This is a genomic window from Microbacterium sp. Root61, assembly GCF_001427525.1.
GTDB lineage: Bacteria > Actinomycetota > Actinomycetes > Actinomycetales > Microbacteriaceae > Microbacterium.
Map to the genome: position 1 here is coordinate 600267 of NZ_LMGU01000001.1, position 18193 is coordinate 618459.

The window sequence follows — 18193 nt, forward strand, 5'->3', positions numbered from 1 at the left end:
ATGCCCGCGGGGCGCATCGCGCGCGTCCTCATCGACTCGCCGCTCCCGCAGCTGGATCGTCTGTTCGACTACGCGATCCCGCCGTCGCTCGCGGACGAGGCGCTGCCCGGCGTCCGTGTGCGCGTGCCGCTGCGGTCCGCCGGACGGATGGTCGACGCGTACCTCGTCGAGGTGGCGGATGCCGTGGAGACCGAGCGTCCGTTGTCCGAGCTCGAGGCCGTCGTCTCGCCCGTCCCGGTCCTGACTCCCGGGCTGTACGCCCTGGCCCGGCGGGCCGCCGATCGGGCCGCGGGCTCGGCCGGCGACATCCTGCGTCTGGCGATCCCGAAGCGGATGGTGCGTGCGGAGAAGGCCTGGCTGGCGCGTGGGGCGGCGGAGCCGGCGGCCGTCCCGGACAGCGCGGTGCCGTGGATCGGCTCGACGCTGGACGCATACCCCGGTCTCGCGGACGCCATCGACGCGCGCGAACGGCTGGCGCTGGATGCCCCGCCGCGCACCGTGCGGATCGCCGAGGCGGTCGAGGTCGGCGCGTGGGCGGAGATGCTCGCCGCGGTCGGCGCCCAGGCGCTCGTCCGCGGGCGCAGCGCCATCCTCGTCGTCCCCGACTATCGCGACCAGGCCCAGCTCGAGGCCATGCTCGAGGCGCGCGGGCTCGCGGACGCTGTCGTGCGCGTGGATGCGCGGCAGAGCGGTCCGGACCGGTACGCGTCGTTCCTGCGCACGCTCTCGTCCGACCCGTGCATCGTGGTGGGTAACCGTTCAGCCGTATACGCCCCCGTGCATGACCTCGGTGTCATCGCGATGTGGGACGACGGCGATCCGCTGCTGGGGGAGCCGCTGAGTCCCGGCGTCCATGCCCGCGACGCCGCGCTCGTGCGCCAGGAGCTCGATGGATGCGGGGTGGTCTTCGCCGGCCACACGCGCACCACCGACGTCGAGCGGCTGGTCGCGGTGGGCTGGGTTCGCGAGGTGCCGTCCACCCGTCGTGAGTCGCCGCGGGTCGTGTTGAGCGCGACGCACGAGGGGGAGGCGCGGTCTGCCCGCGTCCCGTCGGCGGCGTTCGCCTCGGCGCGCGAGGCCCTCAAGACAGGGCCGGTGCTCGTTCAGGTGGCCCGCCCCGGCTACGCACCGGTACTGGTGTGCGCCGACTGCCGACGGCCGGCCCGCTGTGTGCACTGCGCCGGCCCGTTGCGTGCTCGTCGACCCGGTGCCGTGCCGGACTGCGGCTGGTGCGGACGCGCCGCGCACGGGTGGAAGTGCCCGCACTGCGAGTCCGTCCGCGTGCGCATGGCCTCCGCCGGCAGCGAGCGCACCGCCGACGAACTGGGCCGCGCGTTCCCGGGCGTCCGCATCATCGTCGCGGACGGCGAGCACCCCGTCTCCCAGGTCGACGGTCGTCCAGCGCTCGTGGTGGCGACCCGCGGTGCCGAACCGCACGCGATCGGCGGCTACCGCACCGTGATCCTGCTCGACGGCGACCGGATGCTGATGGCCGACGACCTGCGCATCGGCGAATCATGCCTGCGCTGGTGGTCGAACGCGGCGGCGTTGGCCGCGCCCGGCTCGCCCGTGCATCTCGTCGGCGTCACGGGGTCCGTGGCGCGCGCCCTCGCGACCTGGACGCAGTCCGCCTACGCCCGCAGTGAGCTCGCCGACCGCGCGCCGCTGCGGATGCCGCCGACGGTGCGCGTCGCCTCCGTGGAGGGCGTCCCCCGTGCCGTCGACGCCGCCCTGGCGGAGCTGCGCACCGCGGTCCCCGAACTCGTCGACGACGCCATCCTCGGTCCGGTCGCCGTGCCGGTCGTCGGGGCCGCGCCGCTCGCCCGCGCATTCGTGCGGTTCGACTATGCGCTCGGCCGCGCCGTCGCCGGCTCGCTGCGGGCCTCCGTCGTCGCCGAGGCCGGGCGCTCCCGCAAGGCCCCGAAGGGGCGCCCGCCGGGCCCCCGCAATACACTCAAAGTCCGGGTCGACCTGCCCGACCTCGATCTGTGAGGAACTCTCCGATGCGTCTCGTCTTCGCCGGCACCCCCGATGCCGCCGTCCCCTCACTCCGGACCCTCGCGGCATCCGTTCACGACATCGTCGGTGTCGTGACGCGCCGCGATGCGCCGTTCGGCCGCCGGCGCGAGCTGACGCCGTCGCCGGTGGCGCGCCTGGCCGACGAGCTCGGCATCCCCGTCATCAAGACCGACCGATTGGATGCGGACGCCACCGCCGCGGTGCGGGCGCTGGAGCCCGACCTCGGCGTCATCGTCGCCTACGGCGGACTGGTGCGGGAACCGCTGCTGTCGGCGCCGGCCCACGGCTGGATCAACCTGCACTTCTCGCTGCTGCCGGCTTGGCGCGGTGCCGCTCCGGTGCAGCGTGCCCTGATCGCCGGGGACGAGGTCACCGGCGCCAGCGTCTTCCAGCTCGTTCCCGAGTTGGATGCGGGCGACCTGTTCGCCGAATCCACCTACCCCGTCCCGGACGGCGCCACCGCGGCGGACGTGCTGAGCGACCTCTCCTTCTCCGGCGCCGACCTGCTCCTGAGCGTCGTCGACGCCATCGCGGCCGGCACTGCTGTCGCGGTGCCCCAGCAGGGCGAGCCGACCTTCGCCGCGAAGCTCACGGCCGAGGACGGTCGCATCCGCTGGGAGGAGGATGCCCGCACCGTGCTCGCGCGGGTGCGCGGCGTCACGCCCGAACCCGGCGCCCACACGAGCGTCGACGGTGCGCGGGTCAAGATCCTCGAGGCCGCAGCCGCCCCGCAGGACGCTCCCGTCCTCGCACCGGGCCATCTCGCCTTCGTCGACCGTCGCGTCCTGGTCGGCACATCCACGGCGCCTGTCGCGCTGCTACGAGTTCAACCCGCAGGCAAGGGGCCGATGGCGGCCGGTGACTGGTGGCGGGGTCTGCGCATCGAGAATCCGGTGGCTTCATGAGTGTCGTTCAATCCTCCCGTCGTGTCGCGTACGACACCCTCCGTGCGGTGCACGAGTCGGATGCGTACGCGAACCTGCTGCTCCCGCGCGCGATCGAACGCGCCGGGCTCAACACGGCCGACGCGGGTCTCGCCACCGAGCTGACCTACGGCACGCTGCGCCGTCAGGGCACCTACGACGCCATCATCGCCGCAGCCGCGGACCGGCCCGTGGATGAGATCGATCCGCCCGTCCTGGACGCGCTCCGCCTCGGCGTGCATCAGCTCCTGTCCACGCGCGTCGCCTCCCATGCGGCCGTGAACGAGTCCGTCGAGCTCGCTCGGCAGGCGGGCAGCCGTGGCGCCGCCGGCTTCACGAACGCGGTGCTGCGGCGCGTCTCGCGCGACACGCCGGGGGAGTGGATGACGCGCATCGAGGAGTCCGCGCGCTCCGACGACGAGCGGCTCGGCCTGGTCACCTCGCACCCGGTGTGGATCGTGCGGGCCTTCCGCCGTGCGCTGGCCGCCGAAGGGCGCGCCTCGGAGCTCGAAGCCCTGCTCGAGGCCGACAACGCTTCACCGCGGGTCACCATGGCGGCCCTGCCCGGCCTCGCCGAGGTGCCCGAAGACGCACGTCGCACGCCGTACTCGCCCGTGGGCTTCCGCTTCCCCGGGGGAGACCCGGAGTCGATGATCACCTCGTCCGAAGGCCGACTGCGTGTCCAGGACGAAGGGTCGCAGCTCGCCGCACTCGTACTCACCCGCGCCACGCCGGTCATCGCCGGTGAGCGCTGGCTCGATCTGTGTGCGGGCCCGGGCGGCAAGACCGCGATCCTGGGCGCGGAGGCGCTCCTGCACGGAGCACAGCTGGAGGCGAACGAGATCTCGCCCACCCGCGCCGGGCTCGTCCGCCGCGCGATCGCGGGCATCCCCGGGACGATCCCGGTGTCCGAGGAGGACGGGCGGGTGCGCGCGGCCGAATCGCCGGACACGTACGACCGCATCCTCGTGGACGCGCCCTGCACAGGCCTCGGTGCGCTGCGCCGCCGCCCGGAGGCGCGCTGGCGCAAGTCGCCGGCGGACGTACCCGAACTCACGGAGCTGCAGCGCGGACTGCTGGCGGCGACGATCCCGGCGCTCAAGCGCGGCGGCATCGTGGCCTACGTGACCTGCTCGCCGCACCTCGCGGAGACCGCGGGCGTGGTCGCCGACATCCGTCGTGAGTACGGCGACGCCCTCGAAGAGCTCGATGCCCGCGCCGTCCTGCGCGAGATCGCCGGCGACTCGATCGACCTGCCGGACCCCAAGGAGGAGTCCGGACGCGCCCAGCTGTGGCCGCACCGTCACGGGACCGACGCCATGTCGATCACGCTCCTGCGCCGCGTCTGACGGTGCTCCGGCCGGGGGAGCGGGCTCGTCCATAATGGGACTCGTGACCCTCAGCGACGCGTTCCGCCCCGCATCCGACATCCGCATCAACCCGAGCATCCTCGCCGCCGACTTCGTCAACATGCAGGCGGACCTCGCGCGGATCGGCACGGCCGACTTCGCGCACGTCGATGTGATGGACAACCATTTCGTGCCCAACCTGACGTTCGGCCTGCAGATGGTCGAACGGGTGCAGGCGACCAGCCCGGTGCCGCTCGATGTCCACCTCATGATCGATGACCCCGCACGTTGGGCACCGGGCTACGCCGAGCTGGGCGCGGCATCGGTCACCTTCCATCTCGAGGCGGCCACCGAACCGGTCGCCCTGGCCCGCGCCCTGCGCGCCATCGGAGCCCGCGCCGGCGTCGCGGTGAAGCCGGGCACCCCGGTCGAGTCGCTGTTCGACGTGCTCGACGAGTTCGACCAGATCCTCGTGATGACCGTGGAACCGGGCTTCGGCGGGCAGTCGTTCATGCCCGAGACCATGCCGAAGCTCGCACTGCTGTCCGCCGAAGCGCGGCGGCGCGGCTCGGCCGTGTGGCTGCAGGTGGACGGCGGAATCAGCGAGTCCACCATCGCGCAGGCCGCCGAAGCCGGTGCCGACACCTTCGTCGCCGGGTCCGCCGTGTTCGGCGCCCACGACCCGGACGCGGCCATTGCGGCCCTGCGTTCGACCGCTCAGCAGCACGCGCACTGATCGCGCGAGCGTCACTCGGCACTTGGGGCGCCCGTCAGTTCGGTACCCTGGCATTGTGAAGACGTTCGACGGATTGTTCGCCGAGCTCACCGCCAAGGCGGTCGAGCGGCCCGAGGGTTCGGGCACCATCGCCGAACTCGACGCAGGGGTCCACACGATCGGCAAGAAGATCGTCGAGGAAGCCGCCGAAGTCTGGATGGCCGCCGAGTACGAGTCGACGGATGCCGCGGCCGAGGAGATCTCGCAGCTGTTGTACCACCTGCAGGTGATGATGCTCGCCAAGGGCCTGACGCTCGAAGACGTCTACCGACATCTGTGATCGGTTCGTGCCACCCGAAGCCCTTCACCCGAAAGAACACTCCTCCATGCTGAGAATCGCCGTGCCCAACAAGGGCTCCCTGGCTGAGACGTCCCACGCCATGCTCGCCGAGGCGGGCTACACGGGGCGTCGCGACCCCAAAGACCTGCACGTCATCGACCCGGTCAACGACGTCGAGTTCTTCTACCTCCGCCCCAAGGACATCGCGACGTACGTCGGCTCCGGCGCTCTCGACGTGGGCATCACCGGACGCGACCTGCTGCTGGACGCGCGGATGCCGGGCGCCCGCGAGATCGAGGCCCTCGGGTTCGGCGGCTCCACGTTCCGCTTCGCGGGCCCTCCGGGGAAGTTCACCGAGCTGAAGGACCTGCACGGCCACCGCGTGGCCACCGCGTACCCCGGACTGGTGGACGCGTACCTGGACGAGCACGGCATCGCCGTGGACCTGGTGCCGCTGGACGGTGCGGTCGAATCGGCCGTCGAGCTGGGCGTGGCGGATGCCGTGGCCGACGTCGTCTCGACCGGTACGACGCTGCGACAGGCCGGACTCGAGATCTTCGGCCCCGTGCTGCTGGAGTCCGATGCCGTCCTGATCACGGGTGTGCAGGAGCCGGACGGGCTGGACACGCTGCTGCGCCGCCTGCGCGGCGTGCTCGTGGCCCGCCAGTACGTGCTCATCGACTACGACCTGCCGGCCGAGCTCATCGACGATGCGATCGCCGTGGCCCCGGGCATCGAGTCGCCGACCATCTCCCCGCTGCGCGATCCCGCCTGGGTCGCGGTCCGGGTGATGAGCCCGCGCCAGAACGTCAACCTGGTCATGGACGCGCTGTACGCGATCGGCGCCCGCGCGATCCTCGTGACCGAGATCCACGCAGCGAGACTCTGATGAGCCTCGCACGCCGCGTCATCCCGTGCCTCGACGTCGCCGACGGCCGCGTCGTGAAGGGTGTGAACTTCGCGAATCTGCGCGACATGGGCGATCCCGTCGAGCTGGCGCGCGAGTACTTCGCCCAGGGCGCCGACGAGCTGACCTTCCTGGATGTGACTGCCACCGTGGACGAGCGCGCCACGACCTATGACGTCGTGCGCCGCACTGCCGAGGAAGTCTTCATCCCGCTGACAGTGGGCGGGGGAGTGCGTTCCGCCGAGGACGTTGCCCGGCTGCTCGGAGTCGGCGCCGACAAGGTCGGTGTGAACTCCGCGGCGATCGCGCGCCCCGCACTCATCGACGACATCGCCGACCGCTTCGGGGCACAGGTGCTCGTGCTCTCGCTCGATGTGAAGCGCTCTGCCGCGACATCCTCGGGTTTCGTCGTCACCACCCACGGCGGGCGCACCGAAACCGCCCTGGACGCCCTCGCGTGGGCGCGCGAGGCCATCGAGCGCGGCGCCGGAGAGCTTCTGGTCAACTCGATCGACGCCGACGGCACCAAGGAGGGCTTCGACCTCGAGCTGGTGTCGCTGATGCGCGAGGTCTCCAGCGTGCCGGTGATCGCCTCCGGCGGCGCGGGACGGGTGGAGGACTTCGCTCCTGCCATCCACGCCGGTGCGGATGCCGTCCTGGCGGCGAGCGTGTTCCACTCCCGTCAGCTGTCGATCGGCGACGTGAAGGCGGCCATGGCCGCGGATGGCATCGAGGTGCGCAGATGACCGAGACGGTGGACGAACGGATCGCCCGGGTCGCATTCAACGAGCACGGACTCGTCGCGGCCATCATCCAGCAGTGGGACACGCAGGAGGTCCTCATGCTCGGATGGATGGATGCCGAGGCCCTGCGCCGCACGCTGACCAGCGGTCGCGTCACCTTCTGGTCGCGGTCGCGGCAGGAGTACTGGCGCAAGGGCGACACGTCCGGCAACATCCAGCTGGTGCGCGGTGCGCGGCTGGACTGCGACGGCGACGCCATCCTGGTGCAGGTGGATCAGGTCGGGCCGGCCTGCCACACCGGCACCCGCACATGCTTCGACGCCGACGACCTCGCTCCTGTGGAAGGGCCGCAGCCATGAGTTCCCTCACTGCCCGGGCGCGCCTGGTCGCCGTCGTCGCGACGGTCGCCACGGGTGCGCTGGGCGTGATCTCGTCCACGCAGACCTGGTTGAACGTCACGCTCGCCGAGGCGCCGGACCAGGCGCTCCCGATCCCGGGTGCGGCAGCGGTGCCGGTATTGACCGCGCTGAGCCTCGCCGTGCTCGCGCTCGGCGCCGCACTGTCCATCGTCGGACCTGTACTGCGCTGGGTCTTCGGCGCGATGACGGTCACCATCGCGGCCACGCTCGGCGTGCTCACCGCGCAGGTCGCCTTCGCCCATCCTGTCTCCGCCGTGGCGTCCACCGTGACGGCGGCGACCGGCATCGCCGGTGTGGAGGCGGTCGGCGGCCTCATCGCGACCATCACCGCGACGGCCTGGCCGTATGTCACCCTCGTCGGCTGGCTCGTTCTGCTGGCCGCGGGCATCTTCACCCTCTTCACCGCGCGGTCGTGGCGCAGCAGCGGTCGCCGCTACCAGACCGACGCGGACACCACGTCGGCAGCGGCATCCCGCCCCCGCGACGCGATCGATTCGTGGGACGACCTGTCGCGCGGCGACGACCCCACGAGCTGACCCCCGCTAGACTGACCCCGCGCGCGGTTCGCCGCGCCTGCACACCCAAGGAGACCCATGAGCAACCCCATCGGCGACCCCGGCCACGGTCACTCGCCGGCTGCCTGGACGGCCGTGATCATCATGCTCGTCGCGTTCACGATCGGCACGACGGCCTTCTTCCTCGACCTGCCCTGGCTCGTCTGGGCCTCTGCCGGTCTCGTGATCGTCGGTCTGCTGGTCGGTTGGGGCATGGCCAAGGCCGGTTACGGCGTCGGCGGCGACAAGTACATCGCGAAAGAGCACTGACATGCTCGCCGACCTCACGGCCGGCGCGGTAGAGGACGCAGAGACACGCGCCTCCGAACGACCCCTCGAGGTCGTCGAGAAGCTCGCACTCGCCCAGGCGCCCGCGCGTGATGCGTGGGCCGCTCTGGCACCCTCGGACCGCGTCAAGATCATCGCCGAGGTCAAGCGGGCCAGCCCCTCGCGCGGCGACCTCGCCACCATTCCCGATCCCGCTCTGCAGGCCCGCCTGTACGAGCAGGGGGGCGCCTCGGCGATCTCGGTGCTCACCGAGGGCCGGAAGTTCAAGGGAAGCCTGGCCGACCTCGAAGCCGTCCGCGCCGGCGTGAGTCTGCCCGTGCTGCGCAAGGACTTCATCGCCACGCCGTACCAGGTGCTCGAAGCCCGCGCGGCCGGAGCCGACCTCGTGCTGCTCATCGTGGCGGCGCTCGAGCAGCCGCTGCTCGCCGAGCTGCACGCGCTGGTGCGCGAGCTGGGCATGACGCCGCTCGTCGAGACCCACTCGGCCGAAGAAGTGGCGCGTGCCGCCGACATCGGCGCGACGCTCATCGGTGTCAACGCCCGCAACCTGTCGACGTTCGAGCTCGATCGCGACCTGTTCGGCCGTGTGGCGGATCTGATCCCCGCCGGCGCCATCAAGGTCGCCGAATCGGCCGTGCTCACGCCCGCCGACGTGACGCACTATCGCGAAGCCGGTGCCGACGTCGTCCTCATCGGCGAGGCGCTGGTGACCGGCGACCCGGTCGCCACCCTGCGCTCATTCCTGGGAGAAGCATCATGACCAACCTCCGCGACGCCAAGGGGCCGTTCTTCGGCGAATTCGGCGGACGGTACATGCCCGAATCGCTCATCGCCGCCATCGACGAGCTCACCGCCGTCTACGAGACCGCGATCGTCGACCCGTCATTCCAGGCCGAGCTCGCACGCCTCCTGCACAGCTACGCCGGCCGTCCGTCCGCCATCACCGAGGTGAAGCGCTTCGCCGAGCACGCCGGCGGTGCCCGTATCTTCCTCAAGCGCGAGGATCTGAACCACACGGGTTCGCACAAGATCAACAACGTGCTCGGCCAGGCGCTGCTGACCAAGCGGCTCGGCAAGACGCGCGTGATCGCCGAAACCGGTGCGGGGCAGCACGGCGTCGCCACCGCGACCGCGGCGGCCCTGTTCGGCTTCGAGTGCACGATCTACATGGGCGAGGTCGACACGCAGCGCCAAGCGCTCAACGTCGCCCGGATGCGGCTCCTCGGCGCCGAGGTCATCCCGGTCAAGACCGGCTCCCGCACGCTCAAGGACGCGATCAACGACGCGTACCGCGACTGGGTCGCCAGCGTCGAGACGACCAACTACATCTTCGGCACCGCGGCCGGCCCGCACCCGTTCCCGGCGATGGTGCGCGACTTCCAGAAGATCATCGGCGAGGAGGCCCGCGGTCAGCTCCTGACCGAGGCCGGACGCCTGCCCGACGCCGTCGTGGCGTGCGTGGGCGGCGGCTCCAACGCGATCGGCATGTTCGACGCGTTCCTGGATGACGCGGGCGTCAAGCTCTACGGCGTGGAGGCGGCCGGCGACGGCGTCGACACCGACCGGCACGCGGCATCCATCGAGCGCGGCCGTCCCGGTGTCCTGCACGGTGCGAAGACCTACGTGCTCCAGGACGAGGACGGGCAGACGATCGAGTCGCACTCGATCTCCGCCGGCCTGGACTACCCGGGCGTCGGCCCCGAGCACTCCTGGCTCGCCTCGATCGGGCGCGCGGAGTACATCCCCGCGACCGACGACGAGGCCATGCAGGCGCTGCGCCTGCTGTCCGAGACCGAGGGCATCATCCCCGCGATCGAGTCCGCGCACGCGTTGGCCGGCGCGATCCGCATGGGCCGCGAGATGGGTGCGGACGCCCTGATCGCGGTGTGCCTCTCCGGCCGCGGCGACAAGGACATGGACACGGCTGCGCAGTACTTCCACCTCTACGACGGGCAGGACCAGCGATGAGCTCTCGGGTCTCCGCGGCGATCGCCGCCGCACGCGCCGAAGGGCGCGGCGTCCTGGTGGGCTACTTGCCGGTCGGGTTCCCCGACCTGCAGACGAGCATCGACGCCGCCGTCACCCTTGCGGAGAACGGCGCCGACATCATCGAGCTCGGCCCGCCGTACTCCGACCCGGTGATGGACGGCGTGATCATCCAGGAGGCCACGCAGGCCGCCCTGGCGGCCGGGTTCCGGCAGCGCGACCTGTTCACCGCCGTCCGTGAGATCACCCGCCGCGTGGACGTGCCCGTCCTGGTCATGACGTACTGGAACCCGGTCATGCAGTACGGCGTCGACCGGTATGCCGACGACCTCCTCGCCGCCGGCGGCGCCGGGCTCATCACGCCCGACATCACGCCCGAGGCCGCGCAGGACTGGATCGACGCAAGCATCCGCACCGGCCTGGACCGCGTGTTCCTCGCCGCGCCGACCTCGACCGACGAGCGCCTGGATCTCGTGATCCAGAACTCGACCGGCTTCGTGTACACCGTGTCGACCATGGGCATCACGGGGGAAAGGGCCGAGTTGGATGCCGCCGCCCGCACTCTTGTCGGACGGCTGCGCGCCCGCGGCGTCGAGCACGCGTGCGTCGGCATCGGCATCTCCAACGCCGAACAGATCGCCGGCGTGCTCGAGTACGCCGACGGCGCGATCGTCGGCACCGCACTGGTGCGCGCGCTGCGTGACGGCGGCCTCGAAGAACTCGCCGCCACGACCCGCGCGCTTGCCGCGGGAACGTCTCTCGGCGCACAGAACTAGACTCTCTTCGTCGGTCACACGCCGGCATCCCCCTCAGCAAGGATGATCCCTTCATGATGAACGCCGCCCTCAGCGTCGTGGCCAGTATCCCGAGCCCGTCGGTCAGCTACATCGACATCGGTCCCCTGCGCATCCACTTCTACGCCCTGTGCATCATCGCGGGCATCATCGTCGCGGTCCTGCTGACGAATCACCGCCTGACCAAGCGCGGCGCCGAGCCGTGGGTGGTCATCGACATCTCGCTGATCGCCGTGCCCTTCGGCATCATCGGCGCGCGCATCTTCCACGTGCTGACGCACCCTGGGTTCTACTTCGGCGAAGGAGCCAACCCCTGGGCGGTGTTCTTCATCTGGGAGGGCGGCATCGCGATCTTCGGTGCGCTCATCGGCGGTGCCGTGGGTGCATGGCTCGGCTGCAAGTGGACCGGCATCCGATTCTGGACATTCGCCGACGCATTGGCGCCAGGTCTGATCATCGCGCAGGCGCTCGGGCGCTTCGGCAACTGGTTCAACAGTGAGCTGTTCGGTCTGCCCACCGACCTGCCCTGGGGCCTGGAGATCGACAGCGACAACTCCGCCTTCCCTCCCGGACTCGAGGCCGGCACGCTGTTCCACCCCACCTTCCTCTACGAGGTGATCTGGAACCTGCTCGGCGCCGTCGTCATCATCTGGGTGGGCAACAAGTTCCGCCTGCAGTGGGGCCGCCAGTTCGCGATCTACCTCATCTGGTACTGCTCCGGCCGCATCGTCTGGGAGTCGATCCGCATCGATCCGAGCGAGATCTACTTCGGTCTGCGCACCAACGTGTGGGCTGCGATCGTCGGCGTGATCGTCGGCCTCGTGATCTTCTTCGTGCAGAAGCGCCGCCACCCGGGATTCGAGCCTTCGCCGTATATGACGGGACGCGAGTGGAAGGGCGGCGACACTGTACAATCGCAAGACACCACTGACTTCGTCGATGTGAGCGAGCCGCCCACCTCCGAAGCCATCGAGGGCACCGCCACAAGCACCGTCGTCACGAAGTAGCGAGAGCACTTCAGCTAGCACAGGGCCGACGTCGTCCCATCTTGAGTATCAATGTGAGGACGGTAGGAATGTCATCGACCCCCCGTCACAGCGCCGTCGGTATGCCGGCGCCCGGTGATTTTCCCGCGAAGCAGGGGATGTACAACCCCGCCTTCGAGAAGGACGCCTGTGGCCTGGCCATGGTCGCGACCCTGCGGGGTGAGCCGGGGCACGACATCATCGACCTCGCGCTGACCGCGCTGCGCAACCTCGAGCACCGTGGTGCGATCGGCTCTGACGCCGGAACCGGCGATGGCGCCGGCATCCTGACGCAGATGCCGGACGCGTTCCTGCGTGCCGTCGTCGACTTCGACCTGCCGCCGGTGGGGGAGTACGCCGCGGGCATGATCTTCCTGCCGCTGGATGACGCCGCACGTGCTGAGCAGAAGGCCGGCATCGAGCGGATCGCGGCATCCGAGGGTGTCCTCATCCACGGATGGCGCCACGTGCCGACCGCGCCGGAGCACCTCGGCAAACTCGCCTTCGACGCCCGCCCCGCCTTCGAGCAGCTGTTCGTGTCGGTTCCGGCAGCGCCGGGGCAGGCCGTGCTGTCGGGCATCGCCCTCGACCGCCGCGTCTATCGCTTGAGCAAGCGCGCGCGCCGCGAACTGGACGCGTACTTCGTGTCGCTGTCCGCGCGCACGCTCGGTTACAAGGGCATGGTCACCACGCTGCAGCTGGAGCCGTTCTTCCCCGATCTGCAGGACGAGCGCTTCGCGTCCGAGCTCGCCGTCGTGCACTCGCGCTACTCCACCAACACGTTCCCGTCCTGGCCGCTCGCGCAGCCGCTGCGCATGCTCGCGCACAACGGCGAGATCAACACGGTCAACGGCAACCGCAACTGGATGCGGGCGCGCCAGTCGCAGCTCGAGTCCGAACTCATCGGCGATCTCGGTCCGCTGTTGCCGATCTGCACGGTGGGCGCCAGCGACTCCGCCTCCTTCGACGAGGTCCTCGAGCTGCTCACCCTCACCGGCCGCAGCCTGCCTCACGCGATCATGATGATGGTGCCGGAGGCATACGAGAAGCAGGCCGACATCGCGCCGAAGCTGCGCTCGTTCTACGACTACCACTCGCTCCAGATGGAGCCGTGGGATGGCCCGGCCGCCCTCATCTTCACCGACGGCACGCTCGTCGGTGCGACGCTGGACCGCAACGGCCTGCGCCCCGGTCGCTGGACCGAGACCACCGACGGACTCGTCGTCATCGGCAGCGAGACCGGTGTGCTCGACTTCGCTCCGGAGCGCATCAAGCGCCGCGGACGTCTGCGTCCCGGTCGGATGTTCCTCGTCGACACGGCCGCCGGCCGGATCATCGAGGACGACGAGATCAAGACCCAGCTCTCCGAGATGGAGCCGTGGCAGGAATGGCTCGACCGGGGCACAGTGCGTCTGGCCGACCTCCCCGAGCGCGAGCACATCGTGCACCCGATCGCCTCGATCACACGTCGCCAGCGCACCTTCGGCTACACCGAGGAGGAGGTCCGCATCCTCCTGACCCCGATGGGCCAGAACGGTGCGGAGCCGCTCGGCGCCATGGGCAGCGACACCCCGATCGCCGTGCTCAGCGAGCGCCCGCGACTGCTGTTCGACTACTTCACGCAGCAGTTCGCGCAGGTCACCAACCCGCCGCTGGATGCGATCCGCGAAGAGGTCGTCACGAGTCTGAAGCTCGGACTCGGGCCTGAGCGCAACCTCCTCGAGTGGGGCCCGGACCACGCCCGGTCGGTGACGCTCGACTTCCCGGTGATCGACAACGACGAGCTCGCGAAGATCCAGCACATCCACCGTGCGCTGCCTGACCGCTCCAGTGTCACCATCCGCGGGCTCTATCACTTCGACGCCGGCCCGCACACGATGAAGGAGCGCATCACGGAGATGTGCGCCGAGGTCGATCAGGCGATCGCCGGCGGCGCGGAGTTCATCATCCTGTCCGACCGCGACTCGAACAAGGACCTCGTCCCGATCCCGTCGCTGCTGATGGTCTCGGCCATCCACCACCACCTGATCCGGCAGCAGAACCGCATGAAGGTCGGCCTGATCGTCGAGGCGGGTGACGTCCGCGAGGTCCACCACGTCGCGACACTGATCGGCTACGGCGCATCCGCCGTCAACCCGTACCTGGCGATGGAGACCGTCGAGTACCTCGCCCGCGCGGGGTACATCACCGGGATCACGCCGGAGAAGGCTGTCAAGAACCTGATCTACGCGCTCGGCAAGGGCGTTCTGAAGATCATGTCGAAGATGGGTATCTCCACGGTGGGGTCGTACGCGGGCGCCCAGGTGTTCGAGGCGATCGGTCTCGGACAGCAGTTCATCGACGCGTACTTCACCGGCACCGAGACCAAGCTCGGCGGCATCGACATCGAGCAGATCGCGGCCGAGAACCAGGCCCGCCACGACTTCGCCTACCCGGAGGACGGCGCGGCACGTGCGCACGAGCGGCTGTGGACCGGCGGCGAGTACCAGTGGCGCCGCGACGGCTCCCCGCACCTCTTCAACCCCGACACCGTGTTCCGGCTGCAGCACTCCACCCGCACCCGGCGCTACGACATCTTCCGCGAGTACACGAAGCTCGTGGACGACCAGGCTGCCGAGCTGAAGACCCTCCGCGGCCTGTTCACGCTGCGCACCGCGGGTCGCACTCCGGTGCCCCTGGACGAGGTCGAGCCGGTGTCGTCGATCGTGAAGCGCTTCTCCACCGGAGCGATGAGCTACGGCTCGATCTCCAAGGAAGCCCACGAGACGCTCGCCATCGCGATGAACTCGATCGGCGCCAAGTCCAACACGGGGGAGGGCGGCGAAGACGTCGACCGTCTGCTGGACCCGCAGCGTCGCAGCTCGATCAAGCAGGTCGCATCGGGTCGGTTCGGCGTCACGAGCCTCTACCTGACGCAGTCCGACGACATCCAGATCAAGCTCGCCCAGGGTGCCAAGCCGGGGGAGGGCGGTCAGCTGCCGCCCACCAAGGTGTACCCCTGGGTCGCGCGGACGCGCCACGCGACCGCGGGCGTCGGGCTGATCTCGCCGCCGCCGCACCACGACATCTACTCGATCGAAGACCTCAAGCAGCTCATCTTCGACCTGAAGCGCTCCAACCCCGAAGCACGCATCCACACGAAGCTCGTCAGCCAGTCGGGCATCGGTGCGGTGGCCGCCGGCGTTGCGAAGGCGCTGAGCGACGTCATCCTGGTCTCCGGACACGATGGCGGCACGGGCGCGAGCCCGCTGAACTCGCTCAAGCACGCAGGTACGCCGTGGGAGCTCGGCCTGGCCGAGACGCAGCAGACCCTCATGCTCAACAACATGCGCGACCGCGTGGTCGTGCAGGTCGACGGGCAGCTCAAGACCGGCCGCGACGTCGTCATCGGCGCGCTGCTGGGTGCCGAGGAGTTCGGCTTCGCCACCGCTCCGCTGGTGGTGTCCGGCTGCATCATGATGCGCGTCTGCCACCTCGACACCTGCCCGGTCGGCGTGGCTACCCAGAACCCGGTGCTGCGCGAGCGGTTCAGCGGCAAGCCCGAGTTCGTCGTCAACTTCATGGAGTTCATCGCCGAAGAGGTGCGCGAGTACCTCGCCGAGCTGGGCTTCCGTACGCTGGACGAGGCGGTCGGTCACCACGAGCTGCTCGACGTGAACGGTGCGGTCGACCACTGGAAGGCGAACGGCTTGGACCTGACGCCGATCCTGGAGGGCCCGGCCTTCTCCGAGGACGAGCCGCGCCGCAACTTCCGCGCGCAGGACCACGAGCTCGACGAGCACTTCGATGTGCCGGTCATCGCGCAGGCGCAGAGCGTCATCGAACACGGCGGCCAGATCGTCCTCGATCTACCCATCCGCAACACGGCGCGCGCCGTCGGCACGATGCTCGGCAACCGGGTCACCAAGGTGCACGGCGAGAACGGCCTGCCGTCCGGGTCGATCACACTGAACCTGACGGGTTCGGCGGGCCAGTCCTTCGGCGCGTTCATGCCCGCGGGCATCACACTGCGGCTCGAAGGCGACTCGAACGACTACGTGGGTAAGGGGCTGTCGGGCGGCCAGATCGTCATCCGGCCGCCGCGCACGGCGACCTTCGACCCGTCGCAGAACGTCATCGCGGGCAACGTGATCGGCTACGGCGCGACGCAGGGGACGATGTTCCTCGGCGGCGTCGTGGGCGAGCGCTTCTTCGTCCGCAACTCCGGCGCCACCGCGGTGGTGGAGGGCGTGGGCGACCACGCGCTGGAATACATGACCGGCGGGCTCGCGGTCATCCTCGGCGAGACGGGGCGCAACCTCGGTGCCGGCATGAGCGGTGGCTCGGCGTACATCTACAAGCTGGATCGTGCGCTGGTCAATCGCGAGGCGCTGGCGGCCGGTGAACTCGAACTCGGCGAGCTCGGCTCGGGCGATGTCGAGATCCTGCGCGACCTGCTCGAGCAGCATGCCGCCGAGACCGGTTCGGCATTGGCTGGGCGCATGCTGGCCGACTTCGAGAACGAATCACTCAACTTCGTCCGAGTGCTGCCGCGTGACTACGCGGCGGTGCTGCAGACCCGTCAAGATGCGGTCGCGGAGGGGCTCGACCCCGACGGCGACGTCGTCTGGACCCGCATCCTGGAGGTGACCGGTGGCTGACCCCAAGGGCTTCATGAAGGTGACGGAGCGCGAGCTTCCCGCCCGTCGTCCCGTACCCGTGCGGATCATGGACTGGAAAGAGGTCTACGAGCCCGGCGACACCGCCGTGCTCCGCCGCCAGGCCGGCCGCTGCATGGACTGCGGTGTGCCGTTCTGCCACCAGGGCTGCCCGCTCGGCAACCTCATTCCGGAGTGGAACGACCTGACCTGGCGCGGCGAGGGCCGCTCGGCGATCGAGCGCCTGCACGCGACCAACAACTTCCCCGAGTTCACCGGGCGCCTGTGCCCGGCTCCCTGCGAGAGCTCGTGCGTGCTCGGCATCAACCAGCCGGCCGTCACGATCAAGCAGATCGAGGTGTCGATCGTCGATGACGCATTCGGCAACGGATGGGTCGAGCCTGAGCCCCCGGCCCGTCTGACCGGCAAGACCGTCGCAGTCGTCGGCTCCGGCCCTGCCGGCCTCGCGGCCGCACAGCAGCTCACGCGCGCCGGCCACACCGTCGCCGTGTTCGAGCGGGACGACCGCATCGGCGGCCTGCTGCGGTACGGCATCCCCGACTTCAAGATGGAGAAGCGCCACCTCGAGGCGCGACTGCGCCAGATGCGCGACGAAGGAACCCGGTTCCGCGCCGGTGTCGAGATCGGCGTCGACATCACGTGGGACGACCTGCACAACCGGTACGACGCCGTCGTGATCGCCACTGGATCGACAGTGCCGCGCGACCTCGCCATCCCCGGCCGCGACCTCGCCGGCGTGCACTTCGCCATGGAGTACCTCGTCGAGTCGAACAAGGCGACCGCGGGCGACCGCGTGCCGCACCAGATCTCGGCCGAGGGCAAGCACGTTATCGTCATCGGCGGCGGCGACACCGGTGCCGACTGCATCGGCACCGCGCACCGCCAGGGCGCGCTCAGCGTGACCAACCTCGCCATCGGCAAGCAGCCCCCCGGGACACGTCCCGAGGCGCAGCCGTGGCCGATGATGCCCCTCCTGTTCGAGGTGTCCTCCGCCCACGAAGAAGGCGGAGAGCGCGAATTCCTCGCCTCGACCGTCGAGTTCCTCTCGAACGACGTGGGGGAGGTGCGCGCACTGCGCGTGGCCGAGACCGAGTACGTCGACGGTCGTCGCGTTCCGAAGAGCGGCACCGAGCGCGAGATCCCCGCGGATCTCGTGCTGATCGCGATGGGCTTCACCGGCCCGGAGCAGACGACGGTGCTTGACCAGCTGGGCACCCAGTTCACCGACCGCGGCAACCTCCAGCGCGCAGACGATTACCAGGCGACCGCTTCCGGCGTCTTCGTCGCCGGGGATGCGGGCCGCGGTCAGTCCCTCATCGTGTGGGCGATCGCCGAAGGACGCGCGGCCGCAGCACATGTTGACGAATACCTCATGGGCAAGACGGCGCTACCCGCGCCGGTGCGCCCTACCGATGTCGCCATCGGCCTGCAGCACGCGTAGGCTTGCCAGGCCTTTCCGACCCGAAACCCCGG

16 protein-coding genes are annotated in these 18193 nt (G+C 70.0%); all 16 read left to right on the forward strand.

The window, feature by feature from the left end:
- Nucleotides 1-1992, forward strand: a complete 1992-nt coding sequence (locus tag ASD65_RS02910) for a hypothetical protein (protein WP_056218207.1) — start codon at nucleotides 1-3, stop codon at nucleotides 1990-1992.
- Nucleotides 1993-2003: 11 nt separating this feature from the next.
- The gene (fmt, locus tag ASD65_RS02915; RefSeq protein WP_056218210.1) at nucleotides 2004-2924 is read left to right on the forward strand and encodes a methionyl-tRNA formyltransferase; all 921 of its coding nucleotides are present in this window, start codon (nucleotides 2004-2006) and stop codon (nucleotides 2922-2924) included.
- Nucleotides 2921-4291, forward strand: a complete 1371-nt coding sequence (locus tag ASD65_RS02920) for an RsmB/NOP family class I SAM-dependent RNA methyltransferase (protein ID WP_056218213.1) — start codon at nucleotides 2921-2923, stop codon at nucleotides 4289-4291. Before fmt ends, ASD65_RS02920 begins: the two co-directional genes overlap by 4 nt.
- 43 nt (nucleotides 4292-4334) lie before the next feature.
- Entirely contained in the window at nucleotides 4335-5027 is a 693-nt protein-coding gene (gene rpe / locus ASD65_RS02925) for a ribulose-phosphate 3-epimerase (protein ID WP_268778121.1), read from the forward strand.
- 55 nt (nucleotides 5028-5082) lie between these two features.
- The gene (locus ASD65_RS02930; RefSeq protein ID WP_056218217.1) at nucleotides 5083-5346 is read left to right on the forward strand and encodes a phosphoribosyl-ATP diphosphatase; all 264 of its coding nucleotides are present in this window, start codon (nucleotides 5083-5085) and stop codon (nucleotides 5344-5346) included.
- Between the two features lie 46 nt (nucleotides 5347-5392).
- On the forward strand, nucleotides 5393-6235 hold the full coding sequence (gene hisG, locus ASD65_RS02935) for an ATP phosphoribosyltransferase (RefSeq protein ID WP_056218222.1): 843 nt from the start codon (nucleotides 5393-5395) through the stop codon (nucleotides 6233-6235).
- The gene (hisF, locus tag ASD65_RS02940; protein WP_056218227.1) at nucleotides 6235-6999 is read left to right on the forward strand and encodes an imidazole glycerol phosphate synthase subunit HisF; all 765 of its coding nucleotides are present in this window, start codon (nucleotides 6235-6237) and stop codon (nucleotides 6997-6999) included. The genes hisG and hisF overlap by 1 nt, the downstream gene beginning before the upstream one ends.
- Nucleotides 6996-7355, forward strand: a complete 360-nt coding sequence (gene hisI, locus ASD65_RS02945) for a phosphoribosyl-AMP cyclohydrolase (protein ID WP_056218232.1) — start codon at nucleotides 6996-6998, stop codon at nucleotides 7353-7355. Before hisF ends, hisI begins: the two co-directional genes overlap by 4 nt.
- Nucleotides 7352-7951, forward strand: a complete 600-nt coding sequence (locus ASD65_RS02950; protein WP_056218236.1) for a Trp biosynthesis-associated membrane protein — start codon at nucleotides 7352-7354, stop codon at nucleotides 7949-7951. Before hisI ends, ASD65_RS02950 begins: the two co-directional genes overlap by 4 nt.
- A 57-nt stretch (nucleotides 7952-8008) precedes the next feature.
- Nucleotides 8009-8239 carry a DUF6704 family protein gene (locus ASD65_RS02955; RefSeq protein WP_056218240.1) on the forward strand — a complete coding sequence of 77 codons (231 nt, stop codon included), beginning with the start codon at nucleotides 8009-8011 and terminating at the stop codon, nucleotides 8237-8239.
- Nucleotide 8240: 1 nt separating this feature from the next.
- Complete coding sequence (gene trpC, locus ASD65_RS02960; RefSeq protein WP_056218243.1) at nucleotides 8241-9017, forward strand: indole-3-glycerol phosphate synthase TrpC; 777 nt, start codon at nucleotides 8241-8243, stop codon at nucleotides 9015-9017.
- Nucleotides 9014-10225, forward strand: coding sequence for a tryptophan synthase subunit beta (gene trpB, locus ASD65_RS02965; RefSeq protein WP_056218247.1), 1212 nt, complete (start codon nucleotides 9014-9016; stop codon nucleotides 10223-10225). The genes trpC and trpB overlap by 4 nt, the downstream gene beginning before the upstream one ends.
- On the forward strand, nucleotides 10222-11019 hold the full coding sequence (trpA, locus tag ASD65_RS02970) for a tryptophan synthase subunit alpha (protein WP_056218250.1): 798 nt from the start codon (nucleotides 10222-10224) through the stop codon (nucleotides 11017-11019). Before trpB ends, trpA begins: the two co-directional genes overlap by 4 nt.
- Nucleotides 11020-11072: 53 nt before the next feature.
- Nucleotides 11073-12044, forward strand: coding sequence for a prolipoprotein diacylglyceryl transferase (lgt, locus tag ASD65_RS02975; RefSeq protein WP_056218253.1), 972 nt, complete (start codon nucleotides 11073-11075; stop codon nucleotides 12042-12044).
- A gap of 68 nt (nucleotides 12045-12112) precedes the next feature.
- Nucleotides 12113-16702, forward strand: a complete 4590-nt coding sequence (gene gltB, locus ASD65_RS02980; protein ID WP_056218256.1) for a glutamate synthase large subunit — start codon at nucleotides 12113-12115, stop codon at nucleotides 16700-16702.
- Nucleotides 16695-18161: a glutamate synthase subunit beta gene (locus ASD65_RS02985; RefSeq protein ID WP_056218259.1), complete on the forward strand. Its 1467-nt coding sequence runs from the start codon at nucleotides 16695-16697 to the stop codon at nucleotides 18159-18161. Before gltB ends, ASD65_RS02985 begins: the two co-directional genes overlap by 8 nt.
- The last annotated feature ends 32 nt before the right edge of the window (nucleotides 18162-18193 follow it).